The sequence below is a fragment of the Bradyrhizobium sp. IC4059 genome, assembly GCF_020193615.1.
Classification (GTDB): Bacteria; Pseudomonadota; Alphaproteobacteria; order Rhizobiales; family Xanthobacteraceae; genus Bradyrhizobium; species Bradyrhizobium yuanmingense.
On record NZ_JADYVH010000007.1, the window covers coordinates 29,406 to 48,464 of the forward strand.

A 19,059-nucleotide genomic window follows, 5' to 3' on the forward strand; every position below is an offset into this window, starting at 1 on the left:
TTCTTACGGGGAGAGGTGAGCGCCCTCATCCGGAGATCCGCGCGTCCGCGACCGCCTTCTTGAACAGCGCGTTCATGGCGTCCGCGATGCCTTGCGTCGGGCTGACCTCGAAATACAGGCCCGGCGAAGCGCAGCTCTGCATGTTCTGTGCGATCTGGCTGTTCGGCGACGGGCCATAGGGGCCGGCATTGAATGGATCGATCCACTTCATGTACCAGGGGTTGGTCGGCAGCGCGAGATACGTCGTGTACAACACCGCGACCTTGACGCCGCGATCCTTCATCGTCTTGCAAAGCGCAGGGTTGAGCGGCGACTGGCACCGCGTGCTGCCCGAGAGCGGTTTTAGGCATCCGGTGTTGCTCTCATCGGCCACGCCGTCGGACACGAAGAACAGATACTTGAGCGGACTGGCCGACGTGCCGCTTCCGGGGGAGCTGATCTCGCCGTTGATCGCGGGAAAGACCGCGGTGAATGGGGTATCTTGATCGTGATTCTCGTTCTGGCCGTTCACCGACATCAAGTCGATCTTGCCGGCCGCCGCCTTGGCGCTGGAGAGAGAGGCCGACAACGAAAACAGACTGCGCAGGCCGAGCGAACTTGCAGAGCCGCCGAAATCATAGATCGCCATTCTGAACTGGTTTGAATAGGTCTCGGTGGCGTTTGCCGTATCCATCAAGGACTCGGTGGCGCTCCGAAGCACGTCGATCCGGGTGGTCACGCCAAGCTTCTTGGCAAGGTCGTAATAGTTGTTCTTGTCCTTGAGATCGTGGCAGGCGAAAGCGCACTTGTCCGACGTGTTGTTGACCATCTTCTGCACGTCGGCCGGGGTCGCACCGACGCCCATCGACGGCGAATTGTCCAGCAGCAGGTAGAAATCGATATAGAGCGGCATGCTGGCCGTCGCCTTCGACGTGCCGCTCAACGTCAGCACCGACTTGCCGATCACGCCGAGGAACATGGTGTTCAAAGTTGCGGTGAACGAAACCGTCGCGGTGACGGTCGAGCCGGACTTGACCACGGTCGGCGTGAGGCCGGTCAGCGTGTAGCCGGACTGACTGGCGCGATTGGCATTAAAAATGTTCGTGGCGTCCGTGATGCCGACCGAAATCGAGCCGTCCGCAGTCATGTTGCCGGCGGCCTTGAAGGCGGGCGAAGCCTTGGCGATCGAACCGACACTGGCGGCATCCGCCGCGGCCTGAAGCTTGGACCGGATCATCGTCGCGCGCGAATAGTCGATGGCGCAGCCGACCGCACTGATCAGGGGAACGCAGGCGAGCGCGAAAATCACCGCGATATTGCCGCTCCGGTCGTGGACGAACCGGCGGACGAGAACCGAAGGCGCAGCGCGCATGAGGTGGCCTGGAGTGGTTTAAAGAGTTCCCACTCTAGGAACTGCGGATTAAATATGACTTATGGTGACCTTGGAAACGTAGACTGCAACGAGGTTAACAAACCGTTGCAAACGATCTCAGCGAGCGACAGACGCGCATGGCCGATCTCAAACTGACACTGGTGGTGGCCTGCGCGCTCGTCGACGCCGACAAACGCGTCCTGATCGCGCAGCGCCCGGAAGGAAAGGCCCTGGCCGGCCTGTGGGAATTCCCCGGCGGCAAGCTCGAGCCGGGCGAGCGGCCGGAGCAGAGCCTGATCCGGGAGCTTCATGAGGAGCTCGGCATCAACGTCGCCGAGCCGTGCCTCGCGCCGCTGACCTTCGCCAGCTACGGTTACGAGACCTTCCATCTGCTGATGCCGCTCTATATCTGCCGGCGCTGGGAGGGGTTGGTCACCGCACGCGAGGGCCAGAACCTTGCCTGGGTCCGCGCCAACAAGCTGCGCGATTACCCGATGCCGCCCGCGGACATTCCGCTGATCCCGCATCTGATCGATTTGTTGATGTGAGGTCGAAGGGTACCGCTCTCTGGCGTCATGCCCGGGCTTGTCCCGGGCATCCACGGCCTTCGTGCCAGCCTGAAAGACGTGGATGGCCGGGACAAGCCCGGGCATGACGGAAGAGAAAGATCACTCCTTCCCCGCCTTCTTCACCGCCTCCGCCAGGCTCGCTTTCGCCGACCCCGGCTTCAGCGGCTGCTGCTGGCTCGCATGCGGAGCCCAGCCCGAGAGCCAGACGATGTCGAAGGTCGCGCGGATGCGGCCGTCGGCATCGGCAAAACGCTCGGCGTAGATCTCGGCCATGCGCAGCAGCGTCGCGCGGCGCGTCGGTGTCCGCCGCCGCTCGATCAGCACGTTGGCCGCACCCATGCGGCGGAGATCCTGCATCAAGGCGAACGCATTGGCATAGCGCACCACGACACGGTCGACGTCGGTCACCGGCAGCGCAAAGCCCGCCCGCTGCAATAGCGCACCGATGTCGCGAAGGTCAGCGAACGGCGCCACGCGCGGCGACACACCGCCCTCGCATTCGGCTTCCGCCGCGGCAAAGGCCTGCCGCAGCTCGGTGAGGCTGTCGCCGCCGATCATGGCAGCAAGCAGCAGCCCGTCCGGCTTGAGTGCCCGGCGGATTTGCGCGAGCACGCCCGGCAGGTCGTTGACGTATTGCAGCGCCAGCGCCGAGACGACGAGATCGAGGCTCTCAGGCGCGAGGGGCAACTTCTCCGCGCCGGCCGCGTCGAGCGCGATGTGTTCGATGGAGGGAAGCCGCGTGCGCAACGCCGCCAGTCCCGCGCCGGGCGTCCAGAGGTCGGCGGGAGCGTGAAACTCCCGCATCACCGCTGCCAAGCGGTCGGACATGTCCTCGGCGACCCGCTCGAGCAGGAATGTGACCGCGCCTTGGGCCTGGGCGCGCTGCTGCCGCCTCTGCAGCAAGGCACGATCAAACAAGGCGGGCGGGATTTGAGCGGTCCGGACCATGCCGCTGGTTACGCCGATCTCCACAGTTCTGGCAATCCGCTGCGTGCAGCGTTAGCCTCCCCACATGGAAGCCGACGCTCCCCCCATCCGTTCCATCGCCGCACCGCTGCGGAGCGCGTGGACGGCCGGCCGCCACGTGCTGGCGCGGGCGGCGCGGCTCGCGCTCGACATCGCCCTGCCGACACAGTGCGTATCGTGCCGGGAGCCGGTTGATGGCGAGGGCGTTTGCGCTTCCTGCTGGGCGCGGCTGTCGTTCATCGAGCGGCCCTATTGCCCGCGGCTCGGCATTCCCTTCGTTTACGACCCCGGCCCCGAGATGCTGTCGATGGAGGCGATCGCGAGCCCGCCGACCTACCAGCGCGCCCGCGCGGCGGTACGCTACGACGACGTCGCGCGCAAGCTGGTGCATGCGCTGAAATATCAGGACCGTACCGATCTGGCACCGGCCATGGGCCGTTGGATGGCGCGCGCGGGCCGCGAGTTGCTGACCGGCGCCGACATGCTGGTGCCCGTGCCCCTGCATTGGCGGCGGGCCTGGCGGCGCCGTTACAACCAGTCGGGCGCGCTCGCGCGTGTCATCGAGCGGCAGAGCGGGATCAAGGTGCGGGGCGACGTGCTGCGGCGGGTGCGCGCCACCGAGCAGCAGATCGGCCTGTCGCGGGCCCAGCGCGCCACCAATGTGCAGGGCGCATTTCAGGTATCTCCCGACCGTCAGGCCGAGATCCAGGGCCGCCGCGTTGTCCTGATCGACGATGTCCTGACGTCAGGGGCTACGCTCGACACCTGCGCGCGGGCCCTGCTCCGCGCCAAGGCGGCCCAGGTCGACGTGCTGGTCTTTGCCCGGGTTGTCGAGAGCGGGCCCCGTCCCATATAATTCAATGAATTCATGACATGAGAGCGCCAGACGAATGACTGCTGCTGTCGAGATCTACACCCGGCCGGGCTGCGGCTATTGTTCCGCCGCCAAGTCACTGCTGACCCGCAAGAAGGCGACCTTCACCGAATTCGACGTCGCCAAGAACCCGTCCTGGCGCCAGGAAATGTACGGCCGCGCCGGCCAGGGCTCGACCTTTCCGCAGATCTGGATCGGCGGCACCCATGTCGGCGGCTGTGACGACCTCTATGCACTCGATCGCGAAGGCAAGCTCGATGGCATGCTCGAAAGCGTGAAGGCGGTATCATGAGCGAGAACCGCACGTTCACGGCCGCCATGGTGCAGATGCGCACCGGCCTGATGCCCGGGCCGAGCCTCGAGCAGGCTACGAAGCTGATCCGGCAGGCTGCGGCCGATGGCGCCGATTACGTGCAGACGCCGGAAGTCAGCAACATGATGCAGCTGAACCGCAAGGCGCTGTTCGAGCATCTCCAGAGCGAAGAGGACGATGCCTCGCTGAAGGCCTACCGCGCGCTCGCGGCGGAGCTGAAGATTCACCTCCAGGTCGGCTCGCTGGCACTGCGCTTCTCGCCGGAGAAGGCGGTCAACCGTTCCTTCCTGATCGGGCCCGAGGGCAATGTGCTCGCGAGCTACGACAAGATCCACATGTTCGACATCGAGCTGCCGGACGGCGAGAGCTATCGCGAATCCGCCAATTACCAGCCGGGCGAGACCGCCGTGATCTCGGATTTGCCTTGGGGCCGCATCGGCTTGACGATCTGCTACGATGTGCGCTTCCCCGCGCTGTACCGCGCGCTCGCAGAAAGCGGCGCCTATTTCATCACCGTGCCGTCCGCCTTCACCCGCAAGACCGGTGAAGCGCATTGGCATGTGCTGCTGCGCGCCCGTGCGATCGAGACCGGCTGCTTCGTCTTCGCGGCGGCGCAGGCCGGCACCCATGAGAACAAGCGCGAGACCTACGGGCATTCGCTGATCGTCGATCCTTGGGGCGAGATCCTCGCCGAAGGCGATGTCGAGCCGGGCATCATCATGGCCAGGATCGACCCGGCCAAGGTCGAGACCGCGCGCCGGGCGATTCCCTCGCTCCAGCACGGCCGCCGCTTCGGCGTCTCCGATCCCAAGGCCGGGCCGGACCATTTGCACCTCGTGCGGGGCTCGGCATGATCCGCTACGCGCTCCACTGCGACCGCAATCACGCCTTCGAAAGTTGGTTCCAGAGCTCGTCGGCCTATGATTCGCAGGTGAAGCGCAAGCTCGTGACCTGCCCGATCTGCGGCTCAGCCAAGGTCGACAAGGCGATCATGGCGCCGCGCATCGTCGGCAAGAAGGGGCGCGGCCGCGCCACGCCGCCGCCGGAGCCCGTGGCCGCGACCACACCCGAGGCTGCGCCGTCAGGGCCGACCTCGCTGCTGATGGCGCAGGAGCGCGAGCTGCGCGCCAAGCTGAAAGAGCTGCGCGACCACATCGTCAAGAACGCCGACAATGTCGGCGAGCGCTTCGCCAACGAAGCCCGCGCCATGCATTACGGCGACAAGGAGCATCGTCCGATCTATGGCGAAGCCTCGCCCGAAGAGGCGAAGTCGCTGATCGACGAAGGCATCGAGGTCTCACCGCTGCCGACCCTGCCGGAAGACCGGAATTAAGCTCCCACCAGCACAGCGACTCCGACGACGATCAGCGCAATGCCCGCAAGCTCGCGCGGTGCGATCGGCTGCTTGAACGAGTAATACGCCACGGCTTGCGCGAACAGCACCTCGATCAGCGCGAGCGTGCGGACGTTGGCGGCCGCCGTCAGCGCAAAGGCGAGGAACCAGAATTGCGAGGCGAAGGCGCCGATGAAGCCCGCGAGCATCGACGGTCGCCATAACCTGAGGATTCCTCGCAGCACGTCCGGCGTGCGCCAGAGCAGGTAGATCGTCAGGATCAACGTCTGCACGAACAGGCCGAGCACCAGCGTGATTGACGCCGCGGTCACGAAGGACACGCCGGGCACATTGATGATGGCGCCGCGAAAGCCGACCGCTGACAGCGCGAAGGCCGCCGCGGCAACGAGGCCGGTGATGGTCGGCTTCAGCTCGGCAAAGCTCTTGTCGCCGCCGGGGCGGAGCGCGGTGATGACGACGCCGACGGTGGCGATCATGATCGCGAGCACCTTCAGCCAGGTCAGGTGATCGCCGAGGAAGACGAAGCCGAATATCGCGGTCTGGATCGCCTCGGTCTTCAGGTAGGCCGTCGTCACGACAAACGAGCGGTCGTTCATCGCGAGCAGCATCAGCCCGGTGGCGACGATCTGGCTGAGCGCGCCCAACAGCAGCCATGGCCAGAACACGGCTGGCGGCGGGCTGAGATGATCGCCGGTCGCGAGCAGCACCAGCCCCAGGAACAGCAGCGAGAACGGAAAGCCGAACAGGAAGCGGATATTGGTCGCGCCCCAGGTCCCCAGCGGCTTCGTCAACGACCGCTGCATCGCATTGCGCGCGACCTGCCCGAGCGCGGCAACGATGGTGAAGGGAATCCAGAGGCTGGCGATGGTGAACATGGGGTGGCGTGCGCGAGGATCCGGGCCAACGTGCCGCTAGCGGTGGAGCAGGTCAATCACACGGATGTCATGGGTGCGATGCTCTCGCACAAACTCGGTGCCTGCGAACGCAGGGACGACGGTTGTGATGTGGCGTCTGCCTAAACCTGCGGCTTGGCCGTCGCGCCGCCATACCGTCGGCGATAGATCCACATCCCCACGCCCAGCACGATCGCAACCCCTGCAACGGTCAGCATCCAGATGTGCTTGCCGACATGCGCATGATGATGCAGCCCGGCATATTCATGCAGGGCCGACACGGCCAAGACGCCCGGCAGCACATGGGCGGGCGCCCAGGCCAGGATCGCCGGGATGTTCACGGCATAGAATTTCGTGGGCGCCATGCCCAGCGCGCCGGCGGTCACGGGCACGAAGGCGCGGATCGGCGGCACGAAGCGGGCGAAAAACACGGCCCAGGTGCCGAAGCGGTTGAAGAAGTTTTCGCTCTCCGCGACCACGCGTGGATAATTGGTCAGCGGCCAGGTGTTGAGGATCTCGCGCTGCCGCCTGTGCCCGATCCAATAGGCCGCCCCGTCGCCGAGTACGGCACCAGTTGCGGCCGCCAAGAGCACCCATGGCAGCTGCAATTCGCCGCCGGGGATCAGGGCGCTCAGCGCCAGGATGATGGTCGAGCCGGGGATCACCGATCCCACCACCGGAACGGCTTCGAGCAGCGCCGCCAGGAACAGGGTCAGATAGGCCAGCCACGCATGGGCGGAAACGAAGGCGATGAGGGGATCGAGGAAGGACGTCACGTCGTCTCTTGAAGGGCTGGAGCATGAGGGCTTCGGACCCTACATAAGTAACTGCATACGGCCAAAGTACCATTCGCACGGATTGGGGCCGACCCGCCCGAATTTCGGCGTGATTCGCAAGGCAGCCCTCCAAAAACTGCGTTCCTTGCCTATCTAAATGAAAAGACAACGGAACTTTGATTGGTGGGCGGGCTTCTGCCGGCTCGTTGTCTCTGATAGGTTGATTTTCAGCACCCAGCCGCAGCCAACGTGCGAATAACCGGTTTCGGGACCGCCCGGGACCTCGGAGGATTGATGACGACCGCCGCCCTGTCCAAAGTTGAGGAAGTTTCCGGCCTGCCCGACATGAAGGTGTCGGTGCGCCAGGTGTTCGGGATCGACAGTGATCTCGAAGTCCCGGCCTATTCCGAAGTCGATCCTCATGTGCCCGAAGTGGATTCCGATTACCGCTTCGACCGCGCCACCACGCTGGCCATTCTCGCGGGCTTTGCCAGGAACCGCCGCGTGATGGTGACCGGCTATCACGGCACCGGCAAATCCACCCATATCGAGCAGGTCGCGGCACGTCTGAACTGGCCCTGCGTGCGCGTCAACCTCGACAGCCACATCAGCCGTATCGACCTCGTCGGCAAGGACTCGATCGTGGTCCGCGACGGCAAGCAGGTCACCGAATTCCGCGACGGCATCCTGCCCTGGGCGCTGCAGAACAACGTCGCGCTGGTGTTCGACGAATACGACGCCGGCCGCCCGGACGTCATGTTCGTGATCCAGCGCGTGCTGGAGGTTTCGGGCCGCCTGACGCTCTTGGACCAGAACAAGGTGATCAAGCCGCATCCGGCGTTCCGGCTGTTCGCCACCGCCAACACCGTCGGCCTCGGCGACACCTCGGGCCTCTATCACGGCACCCAGCAGATCAACCAGGGCCAGATGGACCGCTGGTCGATCGTCACCACGCTGAACTATCTCAGCCACGACGAGGAAGTCGAGATCGTGCTGGCCAAGGCCAAGCACTATCGCACCCAGGAGGGCCGCGACATCGTCAACAAAATGGTGCGCCTCGCCGACCTCACCCGCAACGCCTTCGCCAATGGCGATCTGTCGACGGTGATGAGCCCGCGCACGGTGATCACCTGGGCGGAAAACTCCGACATCTTCGGCGATATCGGCTTCGCCTTCCGCGTCACCTTCCTCAACAAATGCGACGAGCTCGAACGGCCCCTGGTCGCCGAGTTCTACCAGCGCTGCTTCAATGCGGAGCTGCCGGAATCGGCAATCAACGTCGCGCTGAGCTGATCTCTCACGGTGTGTCGTCCCGGCGAAGGCCGGGACCCATACCGCGTGATGTCTCGATTGAAGCGACGCTGATAGTTTCCTGACACAAGAGCGGCCGGTGGTTATGGTCCCGGCCTTCGCCGGGACGACAGATAGGGTCAGATGACCGCCTCCAACTCCAAATTCCGCAGCAACAAGGAAGCACCGACTGAGCCGTTCAAGCGCTCGGTCGCCTCCTGTCTGAAGGCGATCGCAAAGGCGCCCGAGCTCGACGTCTCCTTCGCAGCCGAGCGCCCGGGCCTTGCGCCCGGCAAGGCGCGGCTGCCTGAGCCCGCGCGCAAGATGACGAAGCGTGACGCCGCGATCGTGCGCGGCCATGCCGATTCCATCGCGCTCAAGCTCGCCTGTCACGATCCCAAGGTTCACCGCAAGCTGATGCCCGGCAATCCGCAGGCGCGCGGCGTGTTCGAGGCGGTGGAGCAGGCCCGCGTCGAGGCGATCGGCGCGCGCCGCATGGCGGGCGTTGCCAAGAACCTCACCGCGATGCTCGACGACCATTTCCACCGCGGCAAGTTCGACGAGATCACCGACCGCGCCGACGCGCCGCTGGCGGACGCGCTGGCGATGCTGGTGCGCGAGCGCCTCACCGGCATGGCGCCGCCGACGGCGGCCAAGAAGATGGTCGATCTCTGGCGACCGATCCTCGAAGACAAGATCGGCAAGCGGCTCGATCGGCTCGACGGCGTGCTCGAGGATCAGACCAAGTTCGGCGATGCCGTGCATGACCTGCTGTCGGCACTCGAGCTCGGCGACGAGCGCAACGCCGACAGCGAAGACAATGACGAGAACGAGGAGAACCAGGACGGCGACAACGACCAGTCCGGCGCCGAAGGCTCGCCCGATTCCGACGCCGCGCAGGAAATGAGCGCCGACCAGGCGCAGGCAACCAGCGAGGAGATGAGCGAGAGCGCGATGGAAAGCGCGCAGGCCTCCACCTCCGACACCTTCGACGATGGCGAGCTCGGTGATGACGAGACGCCGGGCGAGGCGACGCGCCCGAACCAGCACGGCAGGAACGAGCCGCGTGGGCCGGAGTATCACGCCTTCGCGCCCAAGTTCGATGAGGTCATCGCCGCCGAGGATCTCTGCGACCATGACGAGCTGGAGCGGCTGCGCGCCTATCTCGACAAGCAGCTCGCACATCTGCAGGGCATCGTCGCCCGTCTCGCCAACCGGCTGCAGCGCCGCCTGATGGCGCAGCAGAATCGCGCCTGGGAGTTCGATCTCGAGGAGGGCATCCTCGACCCTGCGCGGCTGTCGCGCGTCGTCACCGATCCCTATCACCCGCTGTCCTTCATGCACGAGAAGGAGGCGACGTTCCGCGACACCGTAGTGACGCTGCTGCTCGACAATTCCGGCTCCATGCGCGGCCGCCCGATCACGGTCGCCGCGACCTGTGCCGACATCCTCGCGCGCACGCTGGAGCGTTGCGGCGTCAAGGTCGAGATTCTCGGCTTCACCACGCGGGCCTGGAAGGGCGGGCAATCGCGCGAGGCATGGCTTGCCGCCGGCAAGCCGGCCAATCCTGGCCGCCTAAACGATCTCCGCCACATCATCTACAAGTCCGCGGACGCCCCGTGGCGTCGTGCGCGGAAAAACCTGGGCCTGATGATGCGCGAGGGCCTCTTGAAGGAGAACATCGACGGCGAGGCGCTGGACTGGGCGCACAAGCGCCTGCTCGGCCGGCCCGAGCAGCGCAAGATCTTGATGATGATCTCGGACGGCGCGCCGGTCGACGATTCCACGTTGTCGGTCAATCCGGGCAATTATCTCGAGCGGCATCTGCGCCACATCATCGAGGAGATCGAGACCCGCTCGCCGGTCGAGCTGATCGCGATCGGCATCGGCCATGACGTGACGCGCTATTATCGCCGCGCGGTAACGATCGTGGACGCGGAAGAACTCGGCGGCGCGATCACCGAAAAGCTTGCCGAGCTCTTCAGCGAGACCAACACGGCGCCAACGCAAGCGGCCGGTCGCCCGCGACGCAAATTGCATTCGTGAGCACGCATCCATCCCGCCGCAGCTTCGTCAGCCTCGCGGCGGCGGGATTTTCCACTCTCGCGTTGCCGCGCTTGGCGCAGGCGCAGCTGCAGCCCAAGACCGAGCCGCCGCCGCGCGCCCTCCAGCTCGAGCATGCCGTCACCGCGCCGGTCAGCGTCGAGGTCAACGCGCGTAGCATTGCCAATTTCGAGCCGCGCGACCGCTCGCGCACGCGCTTCGGCTCGCTGGATTTTCGCAGCGGCCTGGTGCTGACCTCGCCCTATCGCGGCTTCGGCGGGCTGTCGGGCCTCCGCTTCCTCGACGGCAAGGGCGAGCGCTTTCTCGCGATCTCCGATCAGGGCGGCTGGTTCACCGGCAGCATCCGCTATTCCGGCCGCGAGATGATTGGGCTCGCCGACGTCGAGGCCGCGCCGGTGCTGGGCGCCGACGGGCGGCCGATCACCGAGAAGCGGCTCTGGTACGATACCGAGTCGCTCGCGCGCGACGGCAACCTCGTCTATGTCGGGCTCGAACGCGTCAACCAGATCCTGCGCTATGATTTCGCCAAGGGTGCTACCGGCGCCCGCGGCGAAGTGATCGCCGTCCCGCCGGCCTTGCGCAAGCTGCCCTACAACAAGGGGCTGGAGGCGATGGTCGTCGTGCCCAAAGCGCAGGGACCGGGCAAGAGCCAGGCCCAGCCGCTCGCGGGCACGCTGATCGCCTTTTCCGAGCGCGGGCTCGATGCCGACGGCAACCTCCTCGCTTTCCTGATCGGCGGCTCGACGCCCGGCCAATTCAGCGTGCGGCGCTCGGAGAATTTCGACATCAGCGACGCGGTGCTGCTGCCCTCGGGCGATCTGCTCATCCTCGAACGTAAATTTTCCTGGTTCACCGGCGTCAACATCCGCATCCGCGCGATCCCCTTGAAATCGATCGCCCCTGGCGCGCTGGTCGACGGCCCCGCTTTGTTCGCCGCCGATCTCGGCCACGAGATCGACAACATGGAAGCCATCGACGCTCACGTCACGAGCGAGGGCGAGACCGTGCTGACGCTGATCTCCGACGACAATTTCTCGATGCTGCAGCGGACTTTGCTGCTGCAATTCACGCTGGCGGAGTAGAGATTGCGCCGGAACGGTTCTTGCAGCGATCGCGAGAGTCGACCGGAGATTTCGATGACCAGGTTCCTTCGCGTGTTTTGTCTATATGCGTCCTTCTGGATCGCCGCTGCAACACAAGTCCAGGCACAAGACTGGCCGGCGCGACTGATCAAGGCGACCATTCCGTTCGGTCCGGGCAGCGCGGCGGACGTGGTGCCGCGGCTGGTGTTCGAGCATCTCTCCGCCGAACTCGGTCAGCCGATCGTGATCGAAAACCGCGCCGGCGGCGGCGGTGTGGTCGGTTCGGCGGCGGTCGCGAAGTCCGATCCCGATGGTTACAGCCTGCTCGCCCAGTCGTCGGCGCTGACCATTGCGCCCCTGATGTTCCCGAATGCGAGCTTCGACCCCAGCCGCGATCTCGCCTCGGTGTTCATGATCGGATCCGGTGCCAATGTGATGATCGTGCCGAAGGAGCGCCCTTGGAGAACCATCCAGGACTTCATCGCCGCTGCCAAGGCAAAGCCCGGTTCGATCTCGTTCGGCTCGGTCGGCATCGGCAGCGCCGTGCACATCTCGAGCGAGAAGTTCCGCTACGCCGCCGGCATCGAGGCTATTCATGTGCCGTATCGCGCCGGCCCGGAAGTGATCGCCGACATTCTCGGTGGGCGCATCGATCTGTATTTCTGCCCGCTGGCGACCGCGTTGCCGCTGATCCGCGAGGGCCAAGTGCGCGCGCTGGTGGTCTCGACACCGAAGCGCGTTGCCGAGCTGCCCGATGTGCCGACGCCGGCCGAGATCGGCTTGAAGGACGCCGACAGCGAGATCTGGTTCGGCGTGTTCGTGCCGGCGAAGACCCCGCGCGAGGTCGTCGACAAGCTGCACGCGGCCGCCGAGAAAGTCCTGGCCACGTCGGCGACGCAGGTGAGCCTGACAAAGCTCGGGCTCGAACCGAGGCCGATGAAGCCCGCCGAGATGGACGACCTCGTCAAGCGCGAGCTGGCGGCCAATCAGGAGCTGATCAAGGCCGCCGGCATCAAGCCGTAGGGGCGGGTTACGCCCGCATTCCTCCATCGTCCCGGACAAGCGAAGCGCGGATCCGGGACGACAATAGGGAGACATGTTCGCCGCGGCATCTCCAGCGCAATGCATGCCGCTGCTGGTCGCCATGCTGCCCGTGCGGCTGGCAATTCGCCGCCCACCCACTAAACTTCATGCAATCGCTTCCATTTCTCCAGCCCCGGACCCTCGCATGAGCGCCCTGTTTTCTCCGATCAAGCTGCGCGGACTGACGTTGAAGAACCGCCTCGTGGTGTCGCCGATGTGCCAATATTCGGCCGATGACGGCGTCGCCACCGACTGGCACTTCACCCACATCAACAATCTCAGCCTGTCGGGCGCGGCGATGTTCTGCATCGAGGCGACGCATGTCGAGACGATCGGCCGTATCACGCCGGGCTGCCTCGGGCTCTACAGCGACGCCTGCGAGGCCGCGCTGAAGCCGATCCTGCATTCGGTGCGCAAGCATTCCTCCACCGCGATTGCGATGCAACTCGCCCATGCCGGCCGCAAGGCCTCGAGCGCGCGCCCCTGGGACGGCGGCCAATTGATTCCGGAAGGGCAGGGCGGCTGGCAGACGGTCGGGCCGTCGGCGGTGCCGCACAAGGAGGGCGAGGCCGCCCCGCTGGCGCTGGATGCGGCAGGCCTGAAGCGCATCCGCGAGGCCTTCGTCCATTCGACCGAGCGCGCCGCGCGGCTCGGTATCGACGCCATCGAGGTCCATGGCGCGCATGGTTATCTCTTGCATCAATTCCTGTCGCCGATCTCCAACAAGCGCACCGACGAATATGGCGGTAGCCTCGCGAACCGCATGCGCTTTCCGCTGGAGGTGTTCGACGTGGTGCGCGCCGCGTTCCCCGCCGACAAGCCGGTCGGCATGCGGGTGTCGTCGACCGATTGGGTCGAGGGCGGCTGGGATCTGGCACAGACCATCGAATTCGCGAACGCGCTGAAGGCGCGCGGCGTCGACTGGATCGATGCATCGTCCGGCGGCGTCTCGCCGCTGCAGAAGATTCCGCTCGGCCCCGGCTATCAGGTGCAGTTTGCAGAGGCGATCAAGCGCGAAACCGGCCTGCCCACGATTGCCGTCGGCCTGATCACCGAGTCGAAGCACGCGGAGGAGATCGTCGCGTCGGGCAAGGCCGACATGGTCGCGCTCGCCCGCGGCCTGCTCTACGATCCGCGCTGGGGCTGGCACGCCGCCGCCGAGCTCGGCGGCGTGGTCGAGGCGCCGCCGCAATATTGGCGCTCGCAGCCGTCCACGCAAAAGGCGCTGTTCGGCAAGACCACGTTCGGGGCGAGGTGAGAGCGAGTGGGGTGCGCGCGCTGCCACCCCTCACGCATCCGTAAACCTCCTCACCTTCCATGCCCCCCAAAACTGGCCTAACCTCTGCATACTCAACGCCTCGCGGAGGCTGGCCATGCGCTTTCGTTTTCGTAAAACTGCCCATGTGTTCGAGCGCGTTGGCCTTGCCATGGCGGGGGCCGCGTGCGGATTGTTCGTCGGCGCCTATGTCGGCTCGGCGATCCCCACCCTCACCACGCAGGGCTTCCTGCTGCTGATGATGCTGCTCGGCGGCATCGGCTTCTATCTCGGCATCGACACGCCGCAGATGCCTTTCGACGATGCGCACAGCCAGATCGACGCCGCCGAGCTCATGAGCGCCGCCGGCACGCTCTCCGCTACGCTCACCGCCTTCGCCTCGGTCGCCGTGATCGTGCTCCGGCTCGATCCGCACATGGCCTGGACCTGGCTCGTCTTGGTCGGCTGGATTGCCGGCGTCACCATGCAGATCGTCGCCGGCGCCAAGGCCAGGCTGCGTAAGTAGCTCTCTTTGTCAGGATGGGCCCGCCTGAAGCGGGCGTCTCGAAGGACAGCCGCCGGGAAAAGCTCGCAATTCCGAGTGCCCGTCGTTCACGGCAGGGTTCGGCTTGCCGCAACTGCCTTGCCCGGCACCGTCTCTCTCTCTGTCAACCCGTCATCCGGTCAGGGCGCCGTTCGGAGCATTGCGCGCGCATTGGTCTTGAAGAGTTCATCTTTGCAACACATCTTGTGGCGCCCGCAGGTAGAGGCGTACCCTGCATCTTCTGCGGCTTTGATGCGAGGACCTGGGGATGAGCGGACCGGACGGAAGCAGGCAGTTGATCAAAAAGCACGATTTCGTTCAGGTCAGCGCAATTGCCGGGCTTCTCGCCGCCGCGTTCGCCCTGTCCGGCTGCGACAAGCCGGCATCGCAGGCTGCGGCTCCGCCGGCGCCGGCGGTGACGGTCGCCCAGCCGGTCAAGCGCACAGTCACCGATTGGGACGAGTTCACCGGCCGCTTCGAGGCGGTGGAGGAGGTCCAGGTGCGGCCGCGGGTCGGCGGCTTCGTCAACTCGGTCGAATTCCAGGACGGCGCCATCGTGCGTCGGGGTGACCTGCTCTACGTGATCGATCCGCGCCCGTTCGAGGCGGTGGCCACTCAGGCGGAGGGCCAGCTGTCAGACGCACGGGCGCGAGTGGAGCTCGCCAAGCGCGAGCTCGACCGTGGTCTCAGCCTCGTGCAGACCAGCGCGGTCTCCGAACAGGTCGTCGATCAGCGCCGCCAGGCCTTGCAGGCTGCGCACGCCGCCGAGATGCAGGCCGAGGGCGCGCTGAAGGCCGCCAAGCTCAACATCGAGTTCACGCATGTGGCAGCGCCCTTGACCGGCCGCGTCAGCCGCCATCTCGTCAGCCCCGGCAATCTCGTGCAGGGCAGCGACACCGGCACCTCGACGCTGCTGACTTCGATCGTCGCGCTCGATCCGATCTACATCTATTTCGACATGGATGAGGCGACGTTCATCAAATACAGCAAATTGTGGTTCGAAGGACGGCGGCCAAGTTCGCGCGATACCGCGAACCCGGTGCAAGTGACGCTGGCCGGCGAGACCAAGCCCTCGCGCGAGGGCACCGTCAATTTCCTCGACAATCGGCTGGACGTGTCGACCGGCACGCTGCGCAGCCGCGCGGTGGTGAAGAACACGGATCTTTCGATCCTGCCCGGCCAGTTCGGCCGCGTCCGCCTGATCGGCAGCGCGCCTTACGAGGCGCTGCTGATTCCGGACGCTGCGATCGCAACCGACCAGTCCCGCAAGATCGTGTTCGTGGTCAAGCCTGATGATACGGTCGAGGCACGCCCCGTCGTGCTCGGTCCGCTCGACGACGGCCTGCGCGTGATCCGTGAAGGGCTGAAGCCGGACGATCGCGTCATCGTCAACGGCATCCAGCGCGCCCGCGTCGGCGCCAAGGTCGCTCCCCAGACCGCGCAAGCGCCGGCCGGTGGCAAGTCATGAATCTTGGCCGCCTCTCCATCAACCAGCCCATTTTGGCGATGGTGCTGTCGATCGTGCTCCTGATCGTCGGTGCACTCGCCTACACCACGCTGCCGGTCTCCGAATATCCGCAAGTGGTGCCGCCGACCGTCGTCGTCACGACGCAATATCCCGGCGCCTCCGCCCAGACCGTGTCCGACACGGTCGCAGCTCCCATCGAGCAGGAGATCAACGGTGTCGAGGACATGCTGTATCTCTACAGCCAAGCGACCTCGAACGGCCAGCTCACCATCACCGTCACCTTCAAGCTCGGCACCGATCTCGACAAGGCCCAGGTGCTGGTGCAGAATCGCGTCGCCATCGCGCAGCCGCGCCTTCCAGAGGAAGTGCAGCGCAACGGCGTCACCACCCGCAAGAACTCGCCCGACATCCTAATGGTCGTGTTCATGCTGTCGCCGGACGACACGTTCGACCAGCTCTACATCTCCAATTATGCGCTGCTCCAGGTCCGCGACCAGCTCTTGCGCATCGACGGCGTCGGCGACATCCAGATCTTCGGCGCCCGCGACTATTCGATGCGGCTGTGGCTCGATCCTGACAGAATCGCCAATCTCGGCCTGACCTCGGCCGAGGTGCTCGCGGCCATCCGCGCCCAGAACGTGCAGATCGCCGGCGGCCAGATCGCCGAGCCGCCGATCACCGATCGGGCCTTCCAGCCCAATCTCACCTTCACCGGACGTTTGAAGGACCAGAAGCAGTTCGAGGATATCCTGATCAAGGCCGGCCCTGACGGCCGCACGGTGCGGCTGCGCGACGTCGCCCGCATCGAGCTCGGGGCGCTGGCCTACAGCACCAACAGCTTCCTGCTGCGCAAGTCGGCGGTCGCGATGCTGGTGACGCAGCGGCCGGGCTCGAACGCGCTCGCGACCGCAAAGAACATCTCCGACACCATGACGAGGCTCAAGGAGAGCTTTCCCAGGGGGCTCGACTTCAATATCGGCTACAACCCGACCGAGTTCATCGCCCAGTCGGTCCACGAGCTGATCAAGACCATCTACGAGGCCATGCTGCTCGTGGTCGTCGTCGTGCTGGTGTTCCTGCAGGGATGGCGGCCCGCGATCATTCCGATCATCGCGATTCCGATCTCGCTGGTCGGCACGTTCGCGGTGATGGCGGCGCTCGGCTTCTCCATCAACAATCTCACCCTGTTCGGGCTCGTCCTCGCGGTCGGCATCGTGGTCGACGACGCCATCGTCGTGGTCGAGAATGTCGAACGCCATCTCGAACACGGCCTCAGTCGTCGCGATGCCGCGCTGAAGACGATGGAGGAGGTCGGCGGCGCACTGGTCTCGATCGCCCTGGTGCTATGCGCGGTGTTCGTCCCGACCGCGTTCCTCGGCGGCATCTCCGGGCAGTTCTTCCAGCAATTCGCCGTCACGATCGCCGTTGCGACGGCGATCTCCTGCTTCTGCTCGCTGACGCTCTCGCCCGCGCTGGCCTCGCAGATCCTCACGCCACACGAAGAAAAGCGGCCGCCGGCCGCCTGGAACATCATCGCGCGCGGCTGGAATGCGTTCACCGGCGTGTTCAATCGCGTGTTCGACCGGCTGGCGCATGGCTATGCCGGCCTCGCCAATTTCGCGATTCGCCATTCGGTCCTGATGCTGCTGATCTACGTCGTGCTGATCGGCGGCGCCGGCTGGCTGATCGTGACCACGCCGCAGGGCTTCATCCCGGCGCAGGATCGCGGCTACGTCATCATATCCGTGCAATTGCCGGGCGCGGCGTCGCTGGCGCGCACCACCGAGGTCGTTCGCGAGATCGAGCGGATCTCGCTGGAAACGCCGGGCATCGTTCGAGTCGCCGCCTTTGCCGGTTTCTCCGGCGCCACCCGCACGCAGGCCGGCAATGCGGCGGCGCTGTTCCCGGTGTTCGACGAGCCCGAGGCGCGGCTGAAGAAGGGCCTGTCCGCGAATGCCATCACCGCCGAGCTGCGCAAGCGCCTGTCCGCGATCCAGGGCGCTTTCATCATCGTGATTCCGCCGCCGGCCGTGCCCGGCATCGGCACCGGCGGCGGCTTTGCCATCCGCATCCAGGACCGCCAGGGCCGCGGGCCTGAAATGCTCGCAGCCGCCACCGACGAGCTTGTCGCCGCCGCGCGCAAATCGCCCTCGCTGCTCGCCCCCTCGGTGTTCTCGCCGTTCACGGCCAACACGCCGCAGCTCTTCGTCGACATCGACCGCACCAAGGCGCAGAAGCTGGGCGTGCCCATCTCCAACATCAACGAGACGATCCAGACCTATTTCGGGTCGACCTATGTCAACGACTTCAACCTGTTCGGCCGCACCTACCACGTGACCGCGCAGGCCGACTTCCCGTTCCGGAAAGAACCGAGCGACCTTGCGCGCCTGCGCACGCGCAACGCTTCCGGCGACATGGTGATGCTCGGCAGCGTGGTCGAGTTCAAGGACGTCTCGGGACCCGACCGCGTCGCGCGCTACAATCTCTATGCGGCGTCCGAACTCCAGGGCGAGCCGGCGCCGGGCACGAGCTCGACCACCGCGCTCAACGCCATCAAGCAGCTCGCGAACGACACCTTGCCGAGCGGCTTCACCTTCGAATGGACCGACCTGTCCTATCAGCAGGTCACCGGCGGCAATGCCGGTCTCTACGTATTTCCGATCTGCGTGCTGTTCGTCTATCTCGTCCTCGCCGCGCAATATGGCAGCTGGACGCTGCCGTTCGCGGTGATCCTGATCGTGCCGATGTGCCTGCTCGCCGCCACCATCGGCGTTCGCGTCATGGGCCAGGACGTCAACATTCTGACCCAGATTGGCTTCGTCGTGCTGGTGGGACTGGCGGCGAAGAACGCGATCCTAATCGTCGAATTCGCGCGCGATATCGAGAACGAAGGCAAGCCGCGGCTGGAGGCCGTCATCGATGCCTGCCGCCTGCGCTTGCGGCCGATCCTGATGACCTCGTTCGCGTTCATCCTCGGCGTCTTGCCGCTGGTGATCTCGACCGGCTCTGGCTCGGAGATGCGCCAGGCCGTCGGCGTCGCCGTGTTCTTCGGCATGATCGGCGTCACCCTGTTCGGCCTTCTGTTCACGCCGATCTTCTACGTCGTGGTGCGGAACCTGGCGGAAGGGCGGCGCGACAAGAAGCCGGAGGCGATGGCCTGACGTCTGTCTCGATGGC

17 protein-coding genes are annotated in these 19,059 nt (G+C 65.5%); 13 read left to right on the plus strand and 4 right to left on the minus strand.

Annotated elements, in window-relative coordinates:
• Positions 1-25 precede the first annotated feature (25 nt).
• Positions 26-1,351 carry a TadE/TadG family type IV pilus assembly protein gene (locus tag I6F12_RS22050; RefSeq protein ID WP_036014658.1) on the minus strand — a complete coding sequence of 442 codons (1,326 nt, stop codon included), beginning with the start codon at positions 1,349-1,351 and terminating at the stop codon, positions 26-28.
• 137 nt (positions 1,352-1,488) lie between these two features.
• Here I6F12_RS22050 and I6F12_RS22055 point away from each other — a divergent pair, with 137 nt between their 5' ends.
• Positions 1,489-1,899 carry a (deoxy)nucleoside triphosphate pyrophosphohydrolase gene (locus I6F12_RS22055; protein WP_036014656.1) on the plus strand — a complete coding sequence of 137 codons (411 nt, stop codon included), beginning with the start codon at positions 1,489-1,491 and terminating at the stop codon, positions 1,897-1,899.
• Positions 1,900-2,019: 120 nt separating this feature from the next.
• Here I6F12_RS22055 and I6F12_RS22060 read toward each other — a convergent pair whose 3' ends face one another.
• Positions 2,020-2,868 (minus strand): methyltransferase domain-containing protein, encoded by an 849-nt coding sequence (locus tag I6F12_RS22060; RefSeq protein WP_109141735.1) that lies wholly within the window; start codon positions 2,866-2,868, stop codon positions 2,020-2,022.
• Between the two features lie 64 nt (positions 2,869-2,932).
• Between I6F12_RS22060 and I6F12_RS22065 the strand changes: the two genes are divergently transcribed.
• From I6F12_RS22065 to I6F12_RS22080, 4 genes are read left to right on the plus strand one after another with little or no spacing between them, the layout of a single operon-like run.
• The gene (locus I6F12_RS22065; protein WP_225157205.1) at positions 2,933-3,742 is read left to right on the plus strand and encodes a ComF family protein; all 810 of its coding nucleotides are present in this window, start codon (positions 2,933-2,935) and stop codon (positions 3,740-3,742) included.
• A gap of 34 nt (positions 3,743-3,776) precedes the next feature.
• Complete coding sequence (gene grxC, locus I6F12_RS22070; protein ID WP_036026245.1) at positions 3,777-4,052, plus strand: glutaredoxin 3; 276 nt, start codon at positions 3,777-3,779, stop codon at positions 4,050-4,052.
• Positions 4,049-4,927, plus strand: a complete 879-nt coding sequence (locus I6F12_RS22075; protein WP_225157206.1) for a carbon-nitrogen hydrolase family protein — start codon at positions 4,049-4,051, stop codon at positions 4,925-4,927. Before grxC ends, I6F12_RS22075 begins: the two co-directional genes overlap by 4 nt.
• Positions 4,924-5,406 carry a DUF1178 family protein gene (locus tag I6F12_RS22080; protein WP_036014648.1) on the plus strand — a complete coding sequence of 161 codons (483 nt, stop codon included), beginning with the start codon at positions 4,924-4,926 and terminating at the stop codon, positions 5,404-5,406. The genes I6F12_RS22075 and I6F12_RS22080 overlap by 4 nt, the downstream gene beginning before the upstream one ends.
• Here the strand turns inward: I6F12_RS22080 and I6F12_RS22085 are convergent.
• Both I6F12_RS22085 and I6F12_RS22090 read right to left on the minus strand, forming a co-directional pair.
• A complete protein-coding gene (locus tag I6F12_RS22085) occupies positions 5,403-6,302 on the minus strand; it encodes an EamA family transporter (protein ID WP_225145195.1) in 900 nt (299 codons plus the stop codon). The genes I6F12_RS22080 and I6F12_RS22085 overlap by 4 nt on opposite strands.
• A gap of 140 nt (positions 6,303-6,442) precedes the next feature.
• Positions 6,443-7,096, minus strand: coding sequence for a DedA family protein (locus tag I6F12_RS22090; RefSeq protein ID WP_036026250.1), 654 nt, complete (start codon positions 7,094-7,096; stop codon positions 6,443-6,445).
• Between the two features lie 294 nt (positions 7,097-7,390).
• Here I6F12_RS22090 and cobS point away from each other — a divergent pair, with 294 nt between their 5' ends.
• The 8 genes from cobS to I6F12_RS22130 all read left to right on the plus strand — a co-directional run bounded on the left by cobS (position 7,391) and on the right by I6F12_RS22130 (position 19,043).
• Positions 7,391-8,389: a cobaltochelatase subunit CobS gene (gene cobS / locus I6F12_RS22095; protein WP_036014642.1), complete on the plus strand. Its 999-nt coding sequence runs from the start codon at positions 7,391-7,393 to the stop codon at positions 8,387-8,389.
• Between the two features lie 141 nt (positions 8,390-8,530).
• Positions 8,531-10,432 (plus strand): cobaltochelatase subunit CobT, encoded by a 1,902-nt coding sequence (cobT, locus tag I6F12_RS22100; protein WP_036014640.1) that lies wholly within the window; start codon positions 8,531-8,533, stop codon positions 10,430-10,432.
• Complete coding sequence (locus I6F12_RS22105) at positions 10,429-11,532, plus strand: esterase-like activity of phytase family protein (RefSeq protein ID WP_225157207.1); 1,104 nt, start codon at positions 10,429-10,431, stop codon at positions 11,530-11,532. The genes cobT and I6F12_RS22105 overlap by 4 nt, the downstream gene beginning before the upstream one ends.
• Before the next feature lie 54 nt (positions 11,533-11,586).
• Positions 11,587-12,555 carry a tripartite tricarboxylate transporter substrate-binding protein gene (locus I6F12_RS22110; protein ID WP_225157208.1) on the plus strand — a complete coding sequence of 323 codons (969 nt, stop codon included), beginning with the start codon at positions 11,587-11,589 and terminating at the stop codon, positions 12,553-12,555.
• Positions 12,556-12,760: 205 nt separating this feature from the next.
• Complete coding sequence (locus I6F12_RS22115; protein WP_225157209.1) at positions 12,761-13,873, plus strand: NADH:flavin oxidoreductase/NADH oxidase; 1,113 nt, start codon at positions 12,761-12,763, stop codon at positions 13,871-13,873.
• A gap of 115 nt (positions 13,874-13,988) precedes the next feature.
• Complete coding sequence (locus tag I6F12_RS22120; RefSeq protein WP_036026263.1) at positions 13,989-14,396, plus strand: hypothetical protein; 408 nt, start codon at positions 13,989-13,991, stop codon at positions 14,394-14,396.
• A 286-nt stretch (positions 14,397-14,682) separates the two neighbouring features.
• A complete protein-coding gene (locus tag I6F12_RS22125; protein WP_225157210.1) occupies positions 14,683-15,882 on the plus strand; it encodes an efflux RND transporter periplasmic adaptor subunit in 1,200 nt (399 codons plus the stop codon).
• Entirely contained in the window at positions 15,879-19,043 is a 3,165-nt protein-coding gene (locus tag I6F12_RS22130; RefSeq protein WP_225157211.1) for a multidrug efflux RND transporter permease subunit, read from the plus strand. The genes I6F12_RS22125 and I6F12_RS22130 overlap by 4 nt, the downstream gene beginning before the upstream one ends.
• Positions 19,044-19,059: the final 16 nt, after the last annotated feature.